The 19971-nt window shown below is 48.2% G+C and carries 18 protein-coding genes; 15 read left to right on the top strand and 3 right to left on the bottom strand.

What is annotated here, in order from left to right:
• Positions 1-357: 357 nt before the first annotated feature.
• From nikA to nikE, 5 genes are read left to right on the top strand one after another with little or no spacing between them, the layout of a single operon-like run.
• Entirely contained in the window at positions 358-1932 is a 1575-nt protein-coding gene (gene nikA / locus N7387_RS03225) for a nickel ABC transporter substrate-binding protein (protein ID WP_279796853.1), read from the top strand.
• A gap of 13 nt (positions 1933-1945) precedes the next feature.
• Positions 1946-2890: a nickel ABC transporter permease subunit NikB gene (gene nikB / locus N7387_RS03220; RefSeq protein ID WP_025152574.1), complete on the top strand. Its 945-nt coding sequence runs from the start codon at positions 1946-1948 to the stop codon at positions 2888-2890.
• A 5-nt stretch (positions 2891-2895) separates the two neighbouring features.
• A complete protein-coding gene (gene nikC, locus N7387_RS03215) occupies positions 2896-3750 on the top strand; it encodes a nickel ABC transporter permease subunit NikC (RefSeq protein WP_197539461.1) in 855 nt (284 codons plus the stop codon).
• Positions 3741-4535 carry a nickel import ATP-binding protein NikD gene (gene nikD, locus N7387_RS03210; RefSeq protein WP_262881791.1) on the top strand — a complete coding sequence of 265 codons (795 nt, stop codon included), beginning with the start codon at positions 3741-3743 and terminating at the stop codon, positions 4533-4535. Before nikC ends, nikD begins: the two co-directional genes overlap by 10 nt.
• Positions 4532-5341: a nickel import ATP-binding protein NikE gene (nikE, locus tag N7387_RS03205; RefSeq protein WP_262881790.1), complete on the top strand. Its 810-nt coding sequence runs from the start codon at positions 4532-4534 to the stop codon at positions 5339-5341. Before nikD ends, nikE begins: the two co-directional genes overlap by 4 nt.
• Positions 5342-5398: 57 nt before the next feature.
• On the opposite strand, the gene N7387_RS03200 is transcribed toward nikE, so the two are convergent.
• Positions 5399-6331, bottom strand: a complete 933-nt coding sequence (locus N7387_RS03200; RefSeq protein WP_262861200.1) for a VWA domain-containing protein — start codon at positions 6329-6331, stop codon at positions 5399-5401.
• 182 nt (positions 6332-6513) lie between these two features.
• Entirely contained in the window at positions 6514-6852 is a 339-nt protein-coding gene (locus tag N7387_RS03195; protein WP_262881788.1) for a helix-turn-helix transcriptional regulator, read from the bottom strand.
• A 960-nt stretch (positions 6853-7812) separates the two neighbouring features.
• Between N7387_RS03195 and N7387_RS03190 the strand changes: the two genes are divergently transcribed.
• Positions 7813-9687: an autotransporter outer membrane beta-barrel domain-containing protein gene (locus N7387_RS03190; RefSeq protein WP_279796847.1), complete on the top strand. Its 1875-nt coding sequence runs from the start codon at positions 7813-7815 to the stop codon at positions 9685-9687.
• The gene (locus tag N7387_RS03185) at positions 9681-10499 is read left to right on the top strand and encodes an autotransporter outer membrane beta-barrel domain-containing protein (RefSeq protein WP_279796845.1); all 819 of its coding nucleotides are present in this window, start codon (positions 9681-9683) and stop codon (positions 10497-10499) included. Before N7387_RS03190 ends, N7387_RS03185 begins: the two co-directional genes overlap by 7 nt.
• Before the next feature lie 74 nt (positions 10500-10573).
• Here N7387_RS03185 and N7387_RS03180 read toward each other — a convergent pair whose 3' ends face one another.
• Positions 10574-10819, bottom strand: coding sequence for a YmjA family protein (locus N7387_RS03180; RefSeq protein WP_045137977.1), 246 nt, complete (start codon positions 10817-10819; stop codon positions 10574-10576).
• 361 nt (positions 10820-11180) lie between these two features.
• Here N7387_RS03180 and N7387_RS03175 point away from each other — a divergent pair, with 361 nt between their 5' ends.
• The 8 genes from N7387_RS03175 to N7387_RS03140 all read left to right on the top strand — a co-directional run bounded on the left by N7387_RS03175 (position 11181) and on the right by N7387_RS03140 (position 19912).
• Complete coding sequence (locus N7387_RS03175; protein ID WP_279796841.1) at positions 11181-11960, top strand: arylamine N-acetyltransferase; 780 nt, start codon at positions 11181-11183, stop codon at positions 11958-11960.
• A gap of 11 nt (positions 11961-11971) precedes the next feature.
• Complete coding sequence (locus N7387_RS03170) at positions 11972-12544, top strand: alpha/beta hydrolase (protein WP_262881785.1); 573 nt, start codon at positions 11972-11974, stop codon at positions 12542-12544.
• Positions 12537-13718 carry an MFS transporter gene (locus N7387_RS03165; protein ID WP_279796838.1) on the top strand — a complete coding sequence of 394 codons (1182 nt, stop codon included), beginning with the start codon at positions 12537-12539 and terminating at the stop codon, positions 13716-13718. The genes N7387_RS03170 and N7387_RS03165 overlap by 8 nt, the downstream gene beginning before the upstream one ends.
• 30 nt (positions 13719-13748) lie before the next feature.
• Entirely contained in the window at positions 13749-14654 is a 906-nt protein-coding gene (locus N7387_RS03160; protein ID WP_279796836.1) for a diiron oxygenase, read from the top strand.
• 359 nt (positions 14655-15013) lie between these two features.
• A complete protein-coding gene (locus tag N7387_RS03155; RefSeq protein WP_279796834.1) occupies positions 15014-16279 on the top strand; it encodes an ATP-grasp domain-containing protein in 1266 nt (421 codons plus the stop codon).
• A gap of 654 nt (positions 16280-16933) precedes the next feature.
• A complete protein-coding gene (locus N7387_RS03150; RefSeq protein WP_025152584.1) occupies positions 16934-17452 on the top strand; it encodes an Hcp family type VI secretion system effector in 519 nt (172 codons plus the stop codon).
• A 110-nt stretch (positions 17453-17562) separates the two neighbouring features.
• Complete coding sequence (tssI, locus tag N7387_RS03145; RefSeq protein WP_279796830.1) at positions 17563-19617, top strand: type VI secretion system tip protein TssI/VgrG; 2055 nt, start codon at positions 17563-17565, stop codon at positions 19615-19617.
• Entirely contained in the window at positions 19610-19912 is a 303-nt protein-coding gene (locus N7387_RS03140; RefSeq protein WP_279796828.1) for a DUF4123 domain-containing protein, read from the top strand. Before tssI ends, N7387_RS03140 begins: the two co-directional genes overlap by 8 nt.
• Positions 19913-19971: the final 59 nt, after the last annotated feature.

Genomic DNA, 19971 nt, shown 5'->3' with positions numbered 1-19971 from the left:
CAGCAAATCGTCACACGATGAGGTGATATTTGCCCGTGTTCAGGCGCACTGTCTCCAGTGCGGCCGCCAGTATAGCGGGATTGGCACTTTTTTGCAGCTTTTACCGGATAAAGCGTGTGGTTATCGCTTTTTCCGATCTGCGGACAATAAACAGGTAACTCACGCAATAACAGCCTCCGGTTTCCTGAAAAAACCGTCAGTACTGAAAATAACCGGAGTTTATCTTTTTTTTCAGAATAAGTACTCAGGGGGAGTACATAATTACGCAACAGACTCTTATATATTGAAACTGCATTATTTTAATAACCGGTTTCTGACTTTTTTATTTATTTGTCTGTGGCACATCAGGAGTGAAATATGCGTAACGTTGTCCGTTCTTTATTATTGTTTGCGGCGCTTGTGGCCGGGTCGCTAAATACCGCGTTTGCCGATCCGCATTTAAATTTTGCCTGGCCGGTGAATGTGGGGCCGCTGAATCCGCATCAGTACGCGCCGAATCAGATGGCCGGACAAACCATGGTGTATGAGCCGCTGGTCCGTTATATGAATGACGGAACCGTAAAGCCCTGGCTGGCGGAATCATGGACGGTATCGGATGACGGCAAAACCTATATTTTTACATTGCGTGATGATGTGAAATTCTCTAACGGTGAGATATTTAATGCCGCTGCGGCTAAAGCAAACTTTGATGCCATTCTGGCAAACCGTGAACGCCACGCCTGGCTTGAACTGGCCAATCAGATTACGGCGGTTGAGGATGTCGCCCCGAATCAGTTAAAAATTACCCTGAAAGATGCTTACTATCCTATTTTACAGGAGCTGGCGTTGCCGCGTCCGTTCCGCTTTATTGCGCCGTCACAGTTTAAAGACGGCGGCACCAAAGACGGCATTATTAAACCGATTGGTACCGGCCCGTGGGTATTAACGGAATCCCGTCTGAGCGAGAAAGATGAATTTATCCGCAACGAATTGTACTGGGGTAAAAAGCCGGTGTATGAATCCGTCACGTTTAAAGTGATTCCGGATCCGAATACCCGTGCCGTGGCATTTGAAGCCGGTGAGGTGGATTTATTATATGGCACGGACGGCATTATTTATCCGGACACCTATCAGCGCTTTAAAAATATGCCGGGCTATACCACCAAACTCTCAGCGCCACTGGAATCACTGGTACTGGCTATCAATACCAAAACCGGTCCTACCCGTGATGTAGCTGTGCGTAAAGCCATTAATCACGCGGTTGATAAAGATAAAATGATTGAAAAGGTACTGTATGGCACGCAATTAAAAGCGGACACCCTTTTCTCAGAAAATGTGCCGTATGCAGACGCCGGCTTAACACCGTATGCCTATAACGTTGAGCAAGCGAAATCCCTGCTGGAAAATGCCGGCTGGAAAGCGAAAACCGAAAACGGTATCCGTGAAAAAGATGGTGAGCCGCTGGTGGTGGAGCTGAATTTTGTCGGTACCGATGCGGTGGCGAAGTCGATTTCTGAAGTGGTTCAGGCCGATCTGCGTCGCGCCGGGATTGATGTGAAGCTGGTCGGGGAAGAGGAAAGCAGTATCTACTCGCGTCAGAAAGATGGTCGTTTCGGGATGATTTTCAACGGCACCTGGGGTGCGCCGTTTGACCCGCACGCGTTTGTCAGTTCCATGCGTATTCCGTCCCATGCTGATTACCAGGCACAGCAGGGACTGGCGGATAAAGCAGAGATCGATGCCAAAATCACACAGGTGCTGACCACCACGGATGAAAAACAGCGCCGCGCACTGTATCACGACATCCTGACCCGTCTGCATGAAGAAGCGGTTTATCTGCCGCTGACTTACATCACCGCCATTGCGGTGGCAAAACCGGAAATCGGCGATGTGCCGTTCAGCGCAATGTCGAATGAGATCCCGTTTGACCAGCTGACACCGGCTGCGAAGTAACAGGTCTGCGATTATGATGCGATTTATTTTCCGGCGGGTGCTGCTGCTGATCCCGATGCTGTTCGGCACCTCGCTGTTTATCTTCCTGATCCTGCGCCTGGGGCCGTCTGATCCCGCGCTGGATTATCTGCGGTTATCCAAAATTCCGCCGACCCCGCAGGCAGTGGAAAGCGCCCGCGAGCTTCTTGGTCTCGATAAGCCGGTCATGACCCAGTATTTTCACTGGCTGTCTGACGCGCTGCATCTGGATTTTGGTATCTCTTATGCCACACAGAAACCGGTGCTGCCGGATCTGCTCTATTTTCTGCCCGCCACGCTGCAACTGGCGGGGCTGGCACTGGCGCTGACCATTATTCTGTCTGTGCCGATGGGGATGCTGGCGGCACGTTACCGCGAAAAATGGCCGGATCAGCTGGTGCGGGTGATTGCGTTTATCGGGGTTTCCATGCCGAATTTCTGGCTGGGGTTCCTGCTGATCCTGCTGTTTTCCATTCATCTCGGCTGGCTGCCGCCGATGGGCAAAGGGGAAGCAAAACATCTGGTGATGCCGGTCATTGCTATCTCGCTGATGTCACTGGCAATTAATGCACGATTACTGCGGGCAAGCATGCTCGAGGTCGCCGGGCAGCGCCATGTCCGTTATGCGCGGCTGCGCGGGTTATCCGAAATGACGGTGGAGCGTTCGCATATTCTGCGTAACGCCTGGCTGCCGGTGATCACGGCTATCGGCATGCATATCGGGGAACTGCTCGGCGGCGCGCTGATTATCGAGAGTATTTTCAGCTGGCCGGGTGTGGGGCGCTATGCGGTCTCTGCCATTATGAACCGGGACTATCCGGTGATTCAGTGCTTTACCCTGCTGATGGTGGTGATTTTTGTCCTCTGTAACCTGATTGTGGACATTATTTATGCGATTGCGGATCCCCGCATCCGTCTCTCTGCGGAGGGTATCGAATGAGCGATATGATACTGAAAGCCCCGTCCGCCTGGCGGACACTCAGCCGCAATCTTCTGCTGTGGTTTGCGCTGGCTGTGGTGGCGCTGCTGGTACTGGCTATGATTGCCGGGCCGTGGATCTCCCCGCATGACCCGGATCTGGTGGAGCTATCCAACCGGCTTCAGGAACCGGACAGTCAGTACTGGCTCGGTACCGATCATCTCGGGCGTGATATTTTTTCCCGCCTGATTGCCGGGGCGCGGATTTCTCTCGGCACTGTCGCTATCACGCTGGTGATTATTATGACGCTCGGGCTGGTGATCGGCGGTATTGCCGGGTTTACCGGCGGGCGGACGGATCAAATCATCATGCGGTTTACCGATGTGTTCCTGACGTTCCCGACACTGGTGCTGGCACTGTTTTTAATCGGCATCCTCGGTACCGGGCTGACAAACGTGATTATCGCGATCGCACTGTCACACTGGGCATGGTATGCGCGGATTGTCCGCGGGATCATCCTCTCGCTGCGTCACCGGGAATTTCTGCTGGCCGCACGTCTGAGCGGCGCCGGGAATGTGCGGATCTTTCTCCGGCATCTGTTTCCGGCCACCATTTCCCAGCTGATCGTGCTGGCGACCCTGGATATCGGTCATATGATGCTGCATGTCTCCGGGCTGTCATTCCTCGGGCTGGGCGTGGCGGCTCCCACCGCAGAGTGGGGCGTGATGATCAGTGATGCCCGCCAGTTTGTCTGGACATCACCGATGCTGATTTTCTGGCCGGGTTTGATTTTATTTTTCAGTGTGATGGCGTTTAACATCCTCGGGGATGCACTGCGTGATCGTCTGGATCCGACACTGAGGGCCGGGACATGTCATTAAATCATTCTGTACTGGAGGTCAGCAATCTGTCGGCAGGGTATCTGCATAACAACCATGCTCATTTCCTGCTTTCTGATCTGTCCTTTTCATTGCGGCGCGGCGAAGTGCTGGCGCTGGTCGGCGCGAGCGGCTCCGGTAAATCCATGACCTGTTCTGCGCTGCTGGATGTGCTGCCGCCGGGCGTGCAGAAAACACAGGGCACTATTCTGCTGGACGGGCAGCCGGTCACCGGACAGGCCCTGCGCGGCAGGGAAGTGGCATCGATTATGCAGAATCCGCGCAGTGCATTTAACCCGGTGCGGACCATGCATCAGCATATTACCGAAACCCTGAAAGCCACCCGGCAACCGCTGCATAGCATTGATAAACGCATCCGTGATGTGCTGGCGGAAGTGGAACTGGGGGACAGTGAACATATCCTGAAGCTCTATCCGTTTGAGATGAGCGGCGGCATGTTGCAGCGGATGATGATCGCGATTGCGATCCTCAGCGATGCACCGTTTCTGTTTGCCGATGAGCCGACCACTGATCTGGATCTGGTGGTGCAGATGAAAATCCTTGATTTGCTGGAGCATGTTGTGACTGACCGGCAGACCGGACTTCTGCTGATCACCCATGATATGGGCGTGGTGGCGCGTCTTGCCGACCAGGTGGCGGTGTTGTCAGACGGGAACATTATTGAAGCCGGCCCGGTGGAGGATATTTTTTCCCGGCCGCGCTCCCCCGTGACCCGCAATCTTATTTCTGCACACCTTTCACTGTATGGTCTGGAGCTTTCCGTATGACACTGATCTCTGTTGAACACCTGAGCAAAAGCTACCAAAGCCATTCACTGATGGGGGCGGGAAAGCCGCGCTGTATTCTTGATGACATTTCCCTGACCCTGAATGAGGGGGAAACCGTTGCGCTGCTCGGGCGCAGCGGCTGCGGAAAAAGCACCCTGGCGCGTCAGATCTGCGGGCTGGAATATCCGGAAAAAGGCGATGTTTTTTACCGCGGAATACCGGTGCGTAAACTGGACAAAACACAGCGGCAGCAGTTCCGTTCGGAGATCCAGATGGTTTTTCAGGATCCGCCCGGTGCGGTTGATCCGCGTTTTACCCTGGAGCAGATCATTGCCGAACCGCTGAAGCTGCTGACCTCACTGGATGAAAAACAGCGCAAAGCCCGGACTGCGGAACTGCTGGACATGGTGGAGCTGCCGCTGTCGGTGCTCGGTAAACTGCCGTCACAGATCAGCGGCGGTCAGTTGCAGCGTATCTGTATTGCGCGGGCGCTGGCCCCGGATCCGCGTCTGATCATCCTGGATGAAGCGGTATCAAACCTGGATATTCATCTGCAGGCATCGCTTCTGACACTGCTCGGGCAGTTACAGAAAACGCAGGGAATCGCCTATCTGTTTGTCACGCATGATTTGCGGCTGGTCAGCCGGTTTGCCGCGCGGGTAGTGGTCATGGACGAGGGGAAAATTGCGGAGACCTCACCGCAGGGATGTATTGAACAACTGCGCCATCCGGCATCGCTGGCACTGAAAAATGCGGTGCTGCCGCCATTCCCGTCTTCTCACCGGCGAAAACCAGTATCTGTCTGATAAAAATAAAAAAAGCGCCATGATATTAACAGGGCGCTTTTACTCATTATTTACGATTTATACTTTATCGGAGCAACTGCACCTGGCGGGAGTCTCTTTGTGATGATGAACATCAGGGCCGCAACAGGCATCAATAGCTTTATTGATAATATCCGCCAACTTATTGACAGTGGAAATAATTGAAGAAAGTTGTTCGCACACGTCGCGGCAGTCTGCATGTGAATGACCGTTATCCGGAATCACCGGCGGCGTCAGACTGTCACAGAGAATTTCCTGTAATACCAGCAGGAAGTTCGCGATACCGGTGGTGTAGATATATGAGCGCCCGCCGGTCTGCTCTGCCAGCCGCTGATACTCCTTTGTCACTTTGTCTCTTTCCGCAATCGACGGGAAGCGGTCAAGATTTTCCGGACGATCATCCGGGGTTCCCTGATAGGTATACACTTTGACACCGTGAAGCTGCGCGACACCAATCGCTTCGCTGTTTTTCGCGACCGCAGCATTGGTCAGTGTTCCGCCGCCGCCTTCCATCCCTTCATCACCCAGCACAAAAATGGCACGGCGGGCACCGGGACGCCAGTCAAAATATTTACTGGTATCAATAACCGCACGGCATAAATCCTCCTTATTCCCGGCATGGTCACGGCCATCGGCCTCCGTAAACGGCTTTCTGGCCTGTAAATTCCCCTCATGTGCACCTTTGCCAACCAGATAATCACTCACGGTCTGATCAAACTTTGTGCCGGTCCAGGTGCCCTGAATACCCAGGAACGTTGCCCGCAGCTGAGACGGGCAGCGGGCAGCCGCTTTCTCTATCGCCGCGTCTATTTCACGACTCAGATCGGCTGATTCATCTGACATTGAGCCGCTGGTATCAATAATCACCACCAAATCCAGAGCGATATCACTGTTGCCGCCCATGACCTGTACTACCGGGTCAATACCGGTTGCCGGTACAGACATATCCTGTGTGTTGAGATCCTGATTCATTATTTTTCCTCTGTGTTTATTGCAGGTATATGTGTTCTGTGCAATCTGTTGCGCAGAGGAGCAGTATCTTTTTATTTTTCAGGGAAGTATTTCCTAAAAAATAACAGCGTCAGGCTATTTATTGAGAGGGATGATGGCCCCGGTGACAGTGGCATGGCCGGGGCTGGAAGGCGGGATTATTTTTACAATATAAAATCAGATTTATTTAAATTTTTATTTAAAAACAATATATTATCTATATCCAGCAAGGTGTGAACGACATCAGCGGAGTCATATTGTTTTCTGAGTTCGTTGAGAAAAACGATCAGTGAAATATCCAGTGCAGTGAGTACCCTGAACAGCAGACTGACCGTCAGATTTCCTTTACCCAGCTCATAGCGGGAGACCTGCTGCTGACTGATTTCAAGTGTAAAACCTAACTTCTCACCGCTTATTTTTTTCAGCTTACGAAATCTGTACAGTACCTCCCCGATATTTTTATTGAGTAAATCTGAATCTATGCATTGATATTTCTGCACCATTTATCTCCGTAGATTAAATCTGTCATAGCAGGAATGGTTGTTATTACCGGCAAATAATTATCGGTTGTGTTTTTTAGTCTTATTAACATGTCTGGTGTTTTTTTTAAAAAAAAGGAAGTTTGTATCTGATGATTAAAATTAAATAACACATGTTATTTTTTGATGCAAATATAATATTGGTATGTTTTATTATTTTCATAAATTTACAAAATGGATGCGTAATTTAATCACTTTTATTTAATACAGCGCAAAATATAAAGAATATCTCATGTTTTACATGATTTTTTTGTTGAAATTTTTTATTCGATCTTTTCTGTGTATCGTCAGGTAAGACTTATTAAGCAAGAAGAGGTAAAAAAGGGCATTATTTTATCTGCAGTAAAGCGTTTTTTCAGTCGAATTCGCTGTTATGACAATAAAATAATATCTTACTACTTCTTATTTTACAGGTGGTTATGTTGTTTTTATCTTCTCAGGAGTGTCATTGCAGTGACATTGAATGTGAGTTAAGTTTTTGGTGGGAATATGTTATAAAAAATAACGTTTGTAACAAAATAGTGTTTGTTTTGATTTCAATGCATTAAATTTTATGTAAAATGCAATATTTTGGTATTTTATTCTATTGTTAATCCAATTGTAGATAAATAAAGAACAAACATTCCGGGTTTTTTGTTACCAAGTAATATCTGCTTACATCTTTCATATTAATTCATTGAAATATCAGGCAAAAATAATGAAAACAATTTATTAACACAGTAATCATAAAATTATCTTATCTATCATCGTGGTTGTAATAATATATAAATACACGTAGTGTTACTCATAAATATAACCTTAGTTATTACTGATAATAATATTACTACGCTGACTTTTTTATTTTAATAAAGACAGCTGGAATGCCTTTAATTAATTTCTGCATTTGTATCCTGCTTTTATTTTTACGCTGGGAGGTTTTCCCTTATGAAAAAATATAAATCTGTAAAAAAATTTGCATTACCGATATCGGTTATACTGGGAACGGGATTATATTCATTTCCCGGTATGGCGGATCCCTGTACATCGGTGACAGACGGTGACGGAAAAAAACACCTGACTTGCACCTCAACCATCTATTATTACAGTGCCGGTGAGCACGGCGGAACCCCGTTATCCGATTACGCGAGTGTGACCATCAACACGACGCAGGACGCGTCACTCTCGCCACTACAGGGTTGGGCGGTTTACGGGAACAGCAGCACCTATAATTTTAATGAACTGAATATTGCAACCAGCGGCGCCAAAGCTGACGGTATTGTGACAAAAAACGGTGCCAGTAAAATCAATATTGATAAATTGACCATTAAAACCACCGGTTCTTCCGCAGATGGTCTGAACGCCGGTAAGGAAAGTAACGGCACAGTGATTACCGTGGGTGACGATGCCTATATTGATGCATTCGGGATGGGGGTGCGTGCTAATTCATCAACCACCGGCACAAGCGAAAACCTGATCACACTCGGAAAAAATGCGGTCATTATTTCTCACGAAGCCGGCAGCAATCTGGAAATATTCGGGCGTGAATTCTGCACCGGTTATGCCGTTTATGCCGGGAACACCAACTCTGCGGCAACCGGGGATGCCCGTGTGGTGATCGGCGACAACAGCACCATTGTGGCAAACGGCGGGTCAGCCCATGCGGTTTATGCCAACAAAGGCGGCATTATCGAACTGGGTTCAACGGATATCCGCGCCGAAGGCACAACGGCACACGGTATTTATGCGGAAGCCGGATCGAAAAAGGCCGGTGGTACAACGGTCACTGCCGGCAGTCAGGTGTATCTCGGCGGTGATACCACCATTAATGTGACCAGTGACAGCCGGAAGTTTGCCCTGTATGCCAAAGGGGCTGATTCACAGATATCCTCTTCTGATCGCCTGTCCGGTAACAGTATCCGCAGTGTATTCACCGTTGACGGTGATATGAAAGCGGAGACAAAAGGGAGTGTTGACCTGCAGATGGCGGATAACAGCCGGTTTACCGGCAGTACCAATTCACTGGAATATAACGTGGCAGGCGCACCGAATACGACTACAAACGGTACCATTAACCTGGATATTGCCGGTACAAACAGTCTCTGGAATATGACCGCCGATTCTGTGCTGTCAAACCTGACACTGACCGGTGCGACACTCCGTTATAACTCTCCGGACGATCTGACCGATCCGGACGCCTTTGTACCGAAAACACTGACCGTGGCTGGTGACTATACCGGTAATGGCGGGCACGTAATCCTCAATACCGTATTGAATGACGATAATTCACTGACGGATAAACTGCGGATAAAAGGTAATTCTGCCGGCACCACGACGGTCAGTTTTGTGAATATCGGCGGGCAGGGCGGGCTGACCATACTCAACGGTATTGAAGTTATCACGGTTGACGGTATTTCTGACGGTATATTCACTCAGAGCGGGCCGATTGTTGCGGGAGCATATGATTATTCTCTGGGACGCGGTAAAAACGGTAATGAAAAAAACTGGTATCTGACATCAGAATATACCCCGTCAAAACTGGATCCTGAGCCGGAACCAGAACCAGAACCAGAACCAGAACCAAAACCCGAGCCGGAACCGAAACCAAAACCTGATCCCGATCCTGAACCGGAAAAACCCATTATAAAGCCGCCGGTCAATCCGGCTATCCGCCCGGAAGCCGGGGGATATATCAGTAACCTGCAAATGGCGAATACCTTGTTTAATGTGCGCCTGCATGATCGCCTCGGTGAAACCCAATATACCGATGTGCTGACCGGTGAGCGTAAAGTCACCAGTCTGTGGCCGGGCACTCAGTGGTGAAAAGTGGCAACGGCCAGTTAAGAACCGGGACAAACCGGTATGTGGCACAATTGGGCGGCGATATCGCACAGTGGTCTGATAATGATCTTAACCGTTACCATATCGGACTGATGGCGGGATATGGCCGTATCAGCGGTAAAACCGCAAACAGTGTAAAAAGCACGGAATCAACCTCACATGCTGACGGGTACAGTGTCGGGATATACGGTACTTACTATGCTAATGAGGCGGATAAAACCGGCCTGTATGTTGACAGTTGGGTACAATATAACTGGTTTAAAAACCGGGTTGAAAGACGGGGATTGGCAGAAGAAAAATATAACTCTGACGGTATCACACTTTCTGCCGAAGCCGGGTACAGCGTCCTGATCAATGAAACACAGGGCAGTGAAGGCAGTATTAATCGCTGGTATATCCAGCCGAAAGCGCAGGTAACCTATATGGGTGTGAAAATGGATACCCACACAGAGCGGGGCGGTACCCGCGTATCGGCGACCGGTGAAGGAAATATTCAGACCCGTCTCGGGGTAAGGGTATATGGACTGGGACGGGCATTGCAGGATAACGACAATGATCGTCACTTCCGGCCGTTTGCTGAAATTAACTGGCTGAATAACAGTAAAATGGCGGGTGTCTCCATGGACAGTGCTCATGTCAGTCAGTCAGGCACCCGTAATATCGGTGAAATTAAAGTGGGGGTTGAAGGACAACTGACCCGCAATGCGGACATCTGGTTTAACGTGGCACAGCAGGCCGGCAGTGATCACTACTCGGATACGCAGGGTATGTTAGGCCTGAAATACCGTTTTTAACGGTCAGTAACATCCCGCCGGGATAACAGGAATGCGGTTATCCCGGTTTTTTTGTATCCGGCGCTGATAGTGACTTAATCATTACCCCAGCGGTTGAGAAATTCAGCAATATCATCGATACGCTGTTTATCGATACCGGCTTCAGCCGCCATCTTTTTCTGGGCTTCCTCACTGATCTCTTCATTGTTTGTCAGACAGGTGATCAGTAACTGAAAATAGTGTGCCAGTCCGTCATATTCCTGTTCTTCAACCGGATCTTCCGATTCCAGCGCGTACTCATCAGCGATATCGTAGTATTTATCCGGTACTATATTTTCCATAAATCCCTCCGGGGTTACGCCGGTGTCAGTGGTGTGTATCGTAGCATTGTATCCGATCCGGCTTCGTTTTCGCACCTTACCCGGCGAATTATTGTATTTTCTGCGTGAATGGTTGGGTGGAAATAATTTCCGTAAAGATTCTTTTTTATTTTTTAATATAAAATTAAATAAAAAAATCACTCATACCATCCTGTTAATTTTTCTGTATTTTATATTTAATTAGAGAGGTGAAATTATTTTTCTGATGATTTTAATTTTCAGTTTATCTTGTTTTATAGCATCTTGTGTTTACTATTTAAGAACAAAGGCAAAATCATCATATCAACTCAACCGGCAGGCGGGTTGATTGCAGGAGCGCGGCGTGAAGGATATTTCATCTTATTTAACACGTTTAAATATAAACGAAAATATTAAAGCTGATAACTATTCTCTTTTTCGGTTTCATCATGCTCATTTTTATTCGGTTCCGTTTGAAAATTTCAGTATGAATGAAAATGCGGCATCCGGATCTTTCAGCAAAATAATTGCAGATAATATAATATTTAATAAACGTGGCGGTATTTGCTTTGAGTTTGCGGCATTACTTGCACCTTTTTTCAGTTATACCGGCTTTGTGTACCGTACGCGGTTGGCCAGAGTGCTGATCCCGTTGCTGACACCGGCAACACATCAGTTATTTATTATTTCTGTTGCGGGGGAAGAGTGGATTTTTGATGTTGGTTTCGGTGCCAGAGGGCCGCGGGCACCTCTGCGTATGGTGGATGGTTATGTTCACGAGCATGCTTTTTTATCATCAAAAGTAAGCCGTCATCCTGCATATGGCTGGGTCGTGTCTGTCAGAGAAAACAGCAGGCTCAATGCTGACTGGGAGGATATTTACGCTTTCCATGATACAGAAACGTTTCCGCCGGATATCAGCATGGCGTATTTTTATACGCTCCATTCTCCTGAAAGCCTGCTTAATATACATAAAGTGGCCAGCCTGCCGACAGAAAACGGCAGAATCAGTATCCGGGATACTGTTTTTACCGAAGTGAACGGTTTGTCTTCCTGTTCTGCGGATATTACGGATAACGAAGAACTTTCACAACTACTGTCCGGAAAATTCGGGATCAGTATTCATCCTCAGCAACGTCAGTGAAGCAGGTATCAATGAAAACGACTTATCTCATCGTTCCGGGTTATACGAATTCAGGGCCTGAACACTGGCAGTCCTTTATGGAAAGAAAATACCGCAATGTTTTTCGTGTACAGCAGGGGGACTGGAATAACCCGTCACGGGAAATCTGGATCGACAGCCTGAATCAGGCAATTGCGCACACAGCAGGGGATATTGTTCTGCTGGGTCACAGTTGCGGAGCGGTAACCGCCGCCCAGTGGGCTGCACAGTATTCCTGCAGCAGGGTTAACGCCCTGATTTTAGTGGCACCGGCGGATGTTGATGCCGAAACCGCGATAACACCGATCCGGCAGCAGAGCCCGTTACCGTCCGGTTTACTGAAATACCGTGCGATGCTGATATACAGCAATAATGATGAACACCTCAGTGAAGCCCGTGCGCAGATACTGGCATCACAATGGGGATGTGAAACACATTTTGTCCCCGGTGCCGGGCATTTTAATACCGCTTCCGGCTATGGCGCCTGGCCCGGCGGTGAACGGGTGTTTGAAGACTTTACGGGAAGGGGATTGCAGGTTGCCGAAGCAGGGACGAAATATGTTTGAAGATATTAAAAAATTCAGTATTACCGCCCGTTATTTTCTGATAGCCACCTTCCTGATGGGACTGAGTAACGGCATGTTTGACGCGGTGTATAATTTTTACCTCGAAGCGCGCGGTATCGATAAAACTGCAACGGGATTTATTTATGCGGTGGCAATGTCGATGATGGCAGCAGCCGTGGTTCCCCTGATTTATCTGAGCAGAAAAATCGCGCAGAAAAAACTGCTTCTGATCGCCGCCTGTCTTTATTCACTGCCTTTTATGCTGCTGCCGGTATTGTCTTCGGTGTGGGCGAGCGCCGTCACTCTCGGGCTGATCCTTTCCGGTATGATTGCACTATTATCTCTGGGTAATTCCCTTATGGGTTCACATATTGATCCGAAAAGCAGGACAACATTATTCAGCTGGTTTTTTGTTTCCTATTTGGGTGCCGCGATGACCGGCTCCGTCGTGGTGAGTATTGTCACCTATTTTTCGGAGACAGCAGCATTACGTCATTATCAGTGGATCCTGACAGCATCATTTATTTCATCTCTGCTGATGATCGGCTTTCGTGTTAAATCTGTTCAGGGGATTTCAGAACCAGAGAAAGATAACCGGCATTTTTCAGGTATAAAGAGTACTGAATGGCTGAATTTCATTACTCTTTTTATTGCTGCTTTGCTTCTTGGTGCCTCAATTACACTGGTTTTCAGGTTTATAAATATTGTATTCCATCTTGCCTATACGATGAATATCAGTGAAATATCACTTATTATGGGGGCCGATAAAATAGTCAGTATTATTGGTGCTGTATTTGCCCCCCTCATTGTAAAACGATTCTCTTTAAAGATAGCAATAATCATTATTGGTATCATGACGTTTATCTGCCTGTACTTACAGTCATTACCTATTTCAGTGGTGCTGTTTATCTCTCTTTATTTTATCCGGCTTTTTCTCAATTATTGTCTGATGCCTCTTTTGGATACATTAGCGATTACCGGATTCGCAGAGGGAAAAACATTGTTATCAACCAGTATAAGGCAGCTTTCGTTTTATATGGGAAGTGCATTATCTGCCATTTTGTACGGCGATTTGCTGGATGCGGGTCGCTGGGAGGAAACACTGGTGATTTCGTCTGTATTTGCTTTGGCGGGCGCTGTTTTCATGAGCCTGATCCGTGTAAGGAAAGAATAAAAACTGACATCAGATAATGGAGGGTGGTGAATGGAAGCAGGTATTGTCATACCGGATAGTGAAAATGTCGCTTTTATGCTGAAAAAATTATCGGCGTTATGGAAAAACCGGGCTGCCGTTAATAACGTGCAGCCGGAATATCCTGAGTCTGAATTTGATTCAGCCAAACAGGATTTCAGTGAATCATTGCTGCCTTTCAGGCAACATGATGCCTGGCGGGAAGCATCGGATGAAATTAAAAATACCTGCCTTTCTTATGCATGGGTTATGTACAATCTTAAGACTATCTGTATCGAATGCGACATTGTGACGCCGGCCTGTGAGGACATCATAAAATATCCGCCGGTTAATTCCCCCAACAGAGCGGGGTTGCAGGATGTGATGTCAGAAACATTGCTGGATGAAGCGCTTCATACAAGGATGTCAGTAATAGCGTGTAATTACATCTGTGATCAGCGTAAGCTTGAGCCACTCAACTATACTGACTTTAACCTTATAAAATGGAAGGACAACATTCTGGCCGATTGCGGTGCAGAATGGCAAAGGCGTTTAACCCGTTTTGCCATTGCGTGTGCCAGTGAGACGCTGATAACGGATTACCTGAAAGTTATGGCTGAGGATAATGGTATTCAGAAAATATGCCATGACGTTACCCGGATTCATGCTGAGGATGAATGGAGCCACTCAAGTGTTTTCAGTTATGTTGCGTATGACATTGTACGCGATCTCAGTTTAAGTGAACGCCGGTACCTGAGAAATACCATGCTGAAAACAGCGCATTTTTTTGCCGATAATGAACTCGGAGCCTGGGATGCAATCTTTAAGCTGACGAAAATGCCCTGTGCCGGCGATATCATTTCTGAAACTGAAAACAGTAATGAAATAAACATTTATCTTGATTCAGCAGAACTGATTATCTCAAGAATTGGTCTCTGAATATATACGGCGACGTTAAAATGACATTCACTTCAGCACAGAAAACGGAAAAATAATGATGGATTCATATGATTCGCAGAGTATTACCCTTCAGGTATTAAACAGAAATCAAAAAATAAGCGTGGATACAAATAAAACCATTCTGGATAATTTATTACTGCACAATATTTTCATCAGAAATAAATGCCGATCAGGTATTTGCGGGAGTTGTAAATTCAGACTGAAAAACGGATATATCCGCAGTGAACCGGATTTCTGTTTATCGGTAAAAGAGAAAGAACAACACATACATCTTGCCTGCTGCTCTTTTCCTGAGAGTGATACCGTTATCGATATTCTCTGAGCCGGAACGGAGAGAAATGATGGAAAATAAATATGTACTGATTGTTGATCCTTTCTCCAGCGGTGCTGTTTTTGCAAACAGAATAAGAACGCTTTTTGGCTATGATGTTGTTGCTCTTATTACGAATCAGGCACTGCCTTCAGCGGTAATGGCGACCTTTCGTCAGGAGGATTACTCCGCTGTTTTCAGTTACCACTCTCTTGGCAGGACGGTACAGGATATTGAGTCTGTCATTGGGCGTGCGCCTGATTTCATTGTCTGTGGTTCAGAGCCGGGTGTGCTTATCTTTGATAAACTTTGCTATCACTGGGGATTACGCCCTAATGTGCCTGCGCGCAGTACTGCCAGACGGGATAAATATCTTATGCAGCAACAACTTATGCTGGATGGTATTCGCTGCATTCCTCATTATCAGTCCGGTGATTTGGCGCATATATTACACTGGTGCAAGGAAAACCCGTTTGATGAATATGTGATCAAGCCGGTTAACTCCTTTGGCACTGACAGTGTTTTGTTCTGTAAGAATACCGCTGAAATTACACATGCATTCCATTCTCTGATAAACACAACTGACTATGCCGGCAATAACAACACTGTTGTTCTGGTTGAGCAAAAAATTCATGGCACTGAATATGTGGCTGATGCAGTCAGCTGTGACGGAAACCATTTTATTGTGAATATATTCAGGTATGTTAAGCAGGAGATTAATGGTGTTCCTGTTTATCATCAAATGGTGACTGAGCCGGTTGATGAACATCCGGTATTAATCAGCTACGTTAAAGAGGTACTGGATTCCCTCGGTATTCGCAACGGCGCATCACATAATGAAGTGATTATGTCTGACGGCGGACCGGTTTTGGTTGAATCCGGTGCCAGGATGCATGGCGGATTAGGTCCGCAGCTTGCGGAGGAATGTAATTCGCACTCTCTGATTGACCTGAGTCTGCTGGCCCGGATAGCCCCCCGTGAATTTGAGAATAAGGTACAAACCCCCCCTGTTCTGAAAAAATATGCGGCAGAATACTTTCTCAGCTCACCGCAATCCGGTGTCCTGAATACACTGAATATTGAGTCACAGTGCTCATTTCTCGAAAGCTACGGATTTTGTGTATGCAAATACCGCCCCGGGGACTGGCTGGAAAAAACAACGGATTTGGTGACATCGTATGGCAGGATTGTGCTGTTTAATTCCGATAAAACGAAACTGATTGCGGATGTACGGGTTATCACTGAACTGGAAAAAAAGGGCATGCTTATGACATTACGATATCCGCCGGCATGATGACACATAGCGCCTCCGCACCAACAGCGTTAATGTCCGGCGATACACCTTTACCCGGGGCGCAGATCCCGGCTGAAGCACAGATGTGCAGTTTGGCTGCAGTGGCGGGCGATTTCCTGTCTTTTTAATATATTGAAATACTTGTATTATTTTTCTTAAAAAGGAAAAAATAAAAATAAAACAGCAGAATATAGTGTTTTCGGCCGGTTATGTCGCACCGGACAGAGTGAAAAATACGGTATTTTTGTAATATTTCCCTGGAATTTCATTTTTATTGTTATTATTCATATTGTTATTGATGCTTTGTATTTTGTTACATATTTTATTTCTGTGATCTGAAAAAAAATGACTTTTTTCTTATTTTTTACAATACGTTAGATAGTTATGTTAAAAAACGTAGTGATTTGTTTCTTTTGTGATCTGAATTATTGCACCTACTCACTCTTAATCAGCCCTTTTCTGTAGTCATATATCCTGTTTTTGCAACGATTTTAACTTAAGTGACGGATCCTGTGAGATACAAACGTCTTTCTGGTCTTTACAGACCGGTAAGTGAAATTTATTATTTCGCGGCTTACCACCATGCGCATTGGCTGATGGCAACATATTGTCAGATAACTCATTGTTATCATTTTATATTATAAGGAATTTACCATGCCAACTCCGTGCTATATCTCCATCGAAGGCAAAACCCAGGGCAACATCACTGCCGGTGCCTTTACCGCTGAGTCTGTCGGCAACATCTATGTACAGGGTCACGAAGATGAGATGCTGGTACAGCAGTTTGACCATATCGTCACCGTTCCGACAGATCCGCAGTCCGGTCAGCCGTCCGGTCAGCGTGCACACCGTCCGTTCAAATTTACTGTGGCAATGAACAAAGCGGTTCCGCTGCTGTACAACGCCCTGGCGGCCGGTGAAATGCTGCCGAATGTCGAACTGAAATGGTACCGCACGTCTGTTGAAGGTAAACAGGAGCATTTCTTCACCACCTCGCTGGAAGATGCCACTATCGTCAATATCGACTGCAAAATGCCTCACTGCCAGGATCCATCCAAATCGGATTACACGCAGCTGATTGAAGTCTCGCTGTCCTACCGTAAAGTCAGCTGGGATCACACCGTTGCAGGCACCTCCGGTGCTGATGACTGGCGTGCGCCAATCGAAGCGTAATGTACTGATTTACACCACAAATCCCGTCCGGGGTTTGTGGTGTTTTTGCTTTATTACGGAGAACACCGGCATGCCGGGCATTCATCCGTCAGACCCGTACCGGAGCCGGCATGCTTGCTGAAGATCCCAAAAAGAAGGCGGCAGATATTGCCGCACTGAAAGACTCCCTTGTTCAACAACCGGCGCAGACGGCGTTATCGCTGCTTTCCGGCGATTCGCCTTCCGGGCTGGTATTTACCTGTAAAATCGGCCGCTTACCGGAACAGACCTTTTTGGTCACCGAGTTTTCACTCAGTGAATCCCTGTCTTCGCTGTTTTCGCTGACCATCAGCGCAGTCAGCCTGCTGCCGTCGATCACCTTTGAGGATCATCTCGGCTCCGCCGCGTCACTGACCGTCACCCGTGACGGTGTTAAAGTGCGTACCGTGCAGGGACTGCTGGCCTCTGCTGAACAGGGCAATACTGACGGTAACAAAACCTGGTATCACTTTCTGATCCGTCCGGAAATGTGGATCATGACGCTCAACCAGGACAGCCGTATCTTTCAGAAACAATCGGTGCCGGAAGTCCTCGCCACCCTGCTGGATGAAGCCCACGTCAAAAATGACCTGAAATTTTATGACGGCGCACTGCACGGGAAGCGCGATTACATCACCCAGAAGCGGGAATCCGCCTATGATTTCTGGTGCCGTCTGGCGGCAGAAGAGGGGATTAACTTCTGGTTCGAGGAAGGCCCGAAACTGTTTTACAGCGACAGTCATCTCGGCATGACCGCCGGTATTCATCTGACCTATAACCCGCAGGCGGATACGGACACCCGTGACAGCACGGCGTTCTCCTGGCGCTATGCCGAACAGCTGTGCAGTGATATTCAGACTCACAAAGATTACAACCCGCAGAATCCGTCTTACCCTCTTGAGCATCAGCTGTCCGGGGATATACACCGGCAGCACGGAACGTTCGAGAGTTACGGCCGTTTTCAGCAGGATGAGCAGGGCGGCTACTTTACGATGCTGCGCTATGAACAATCCCAGAACGCGCGTCAGATCGGCACTGCAGGCACTAACTGTTTTGCGCTGATGCCGGGGAAAATTTTCACCCTGAAAAATCACCCGTCAGGGGCCATGAATCAGTCATGGCAGGTGGTCACCGTGACTCATCGCGGCCGCCAGCCGCTGGCGGATAACGGCGGCGGCGAGGGCACAACATTCAGTAATACCGTGCAGTTCATTCCCGGCACCCGCGAATGGCGCCCGCCATACCGTTTCCGTCCGCAGGCGGACGGTGACGAGCTGGCAACGGTGGTCGGCCCGGAGGGGGAAGAAATCTACACCAACGAGCAGGGCGCGGTGAAAGTCTATTTTCACTGGGATCGCCGGGGCAAACCGGATCACAGCGCCTCCTGCTGGGTGCGGGTTGCCCATGGCTGGAACGGGGATGGTTTCGGGTTTATGTCGATCCCCCGTATCGGGCAGGAAGTGATTGTTTCGTATCTCAGCGGGGACATCGATCGCCCGGTTATCACCGGCTGCACCTATAACGGGCGCAACCGCCCGCCGCTGAACCTGCCGAAGGAGAAAACCCGGACTATTTTCCGCACGAAAACCCATAAAGGGGACGGGTTTAATGAATTACGGTTTGAGGATTTGGCCGGGCAGGAAGAGGTGTATATTCATGCCCAGAAAAATCTGGCCATCAATGTCCTGAATTCACGCGGAGAGCGGATCCATTACGACAGAACTGCCAGCATCGGACATAACGATGAGCTGGTTGTCGCCGGAAACCGGACAGTGACGGTTGAAGGAAATCAGGCGCATAAAACGACCGGTAATTATCAGGAGCAGGTCGACGGAGACCGCCACCGGATTGTGGCCGGGGATCATGTGGCGCGTATACAGGGCGCGGTCAGCACTGATGCCAATGGTGACATCACGCTGCAGAGTCAGGGAAAAATCACCCTGAAGGTCGGCGGCAGTTTTGTGGTGATCCACAGCGGTGGTGTCGATATCAAAGGGCCGTTGATTAATCTGAACTCCGGGGGCAGTCCCGGAGAGCTGTTGCAGGCCACCAATCCTGCCGTGCTGAAAGCCGCAGCGGCCAGCGGGTCTGCGTTTGTGGCGCACTGCCCGCTGGAGGAGACGCCGGAGGAAACAGACAATGGCTAAACCGGAAACCGGTTACGCAATCATTGATGCGGCGTCAGAGCCGGACATTTTTTCATTGCTGGATGAATGCAATCCGCCGGCGTGCTGCCTGTACAGTGAGCCCCTGCAACCGGATATGGCGGAATTAGCCCCGTATCTGGTTGAAGTGACAGAGGATGTCAGAAAATGGCTGGATACACGTAATACGCCGTGGGGAATGGTTGTTTATACCACAGTGACGATGCGGGAATTACGGCACCATCTGCGGAAATTCACCATGGTGATCATTCCCGGTCAGGAAAAACCGGTCTTCTGAAGTGACCCCCGATAGTTGGACAACCGATTATCGGGGGTTTTTTGTGTCAAAATACAGCC

The sequence above is a fragment of the Morganella sp. GD04133 genome (genome assembly GCF_029835375.1).
GTDB lineage: Bacteria > Pseudomonadota > Gammaproteobacteria > Enterobacterales > Enterobacteriaceae > Morganella > Morganella morganii_B.
Note: the sequence above shows the minus strand (reverse complement) of the source record. Positions and strands in the feature narration are given on the sequence as shown.

Coding starts and splice junctions, on each gene's coding strand:
- N7387_RS03195 (WP_262881788.1), bottom strand. CDS start 6,852: ATGGTGCAGAAATATCAATGCATAGATTCAGATTTACTCAATAAAAAT.
- N7387_RS03190 (WP_279796847.1), top strand. CDS start 7,813: ATGAAAAAATATAAATCTGTAAAAAAATTTGCATTACCGATATCGGTT.
- N7387_RS03165 (WP_279796838.1), top strand. CDS start 12,537: ATGTTTGAAGATATTAAAAAATTCAGTATTACCGCCCGTTATTTTCTG.
- nikB (WP_025152574.1), top strand. CDS start 1,946: ATGATGCGATTTATTTTCCGGCGGGTGCTGCTGCTGATCCCGATGCTG.
- N7387_RS03140 (WP_279796828.1), top strand. CDS start 19,610: ATGGCTAAACCGGAAACCGGTTACGCAATCATTGATGCGGCGTCAGAG.
- N7387_RS03200 (WP_262861200.1), bottom strand. CDS start 6,331: ATGAATCAGGATCTCAACACACAGGATATGTCTGTACCGGCAACCGGT.
- nikA (WP_279796853.1), top strand. CDS start 358: ATGCGTAACGTTGTCCGTTCTTTATTATTGTTTGCGGCGCTTGTGGCC.
- N7387_RS03155 (WP_279796834.1), top strand. CDS start 15,014: ATGATGGAAAATAAATATGTACTGATTGTTGATCCTTTCTCCAGCGGT.
- N7387_RS03150 (WP_025152584.1), top strand. CDS start 16,934: ATGCCAACTCCGTGCTATATCTCCATCGAAGGCAAAACCCAGGGCAAC.
- nikC (WP_197539461.1), top strand. CDS start 2,896: ATGATACTGAAAGCCCCGTCCGCCTGGCGGACACTCAGCCGCAATCTT.
- N7387_RS03160 (WP_279796836.1), top strand. CDS start 13,749: ATGGAAGCAGGTATTGTCATACCGGATAGTGAAAATGTCGCTTTTATG.
- tssI (WP_279796830.1), top strand. CDS start 17,563: ATGCTTGCTGAAGATCCCAAAAAGAAGGCGGCAGATATTGCCGCACTG.
- nikD (WP_262881791.1), top strand. CDS start 3,741: ATGTCATTAAATCATTCTGTACTGGAGGTCAGCAATCTGTCGGCAGGG.
- N7387_RS03170 (WP_262881785.1), top strand. CDS start 11,972: ATGAAAACGACTTATCTCATCGTTCCGGGTTATACGAATTCAGGGCCT.
- N7387_RS03180 (WP_045137977.1), bottom strand. CDS start 10,819: ATGGAAAATATAGTACCGGATAAATACTACGATATCGCTGATGAGTAC.
- nikE (WP_262881790.1), top strand. CDS start 4,532: ATGACACTGATCTCTGTTGAACACCTGAGCAAAAGCTACCAAAGCCAT.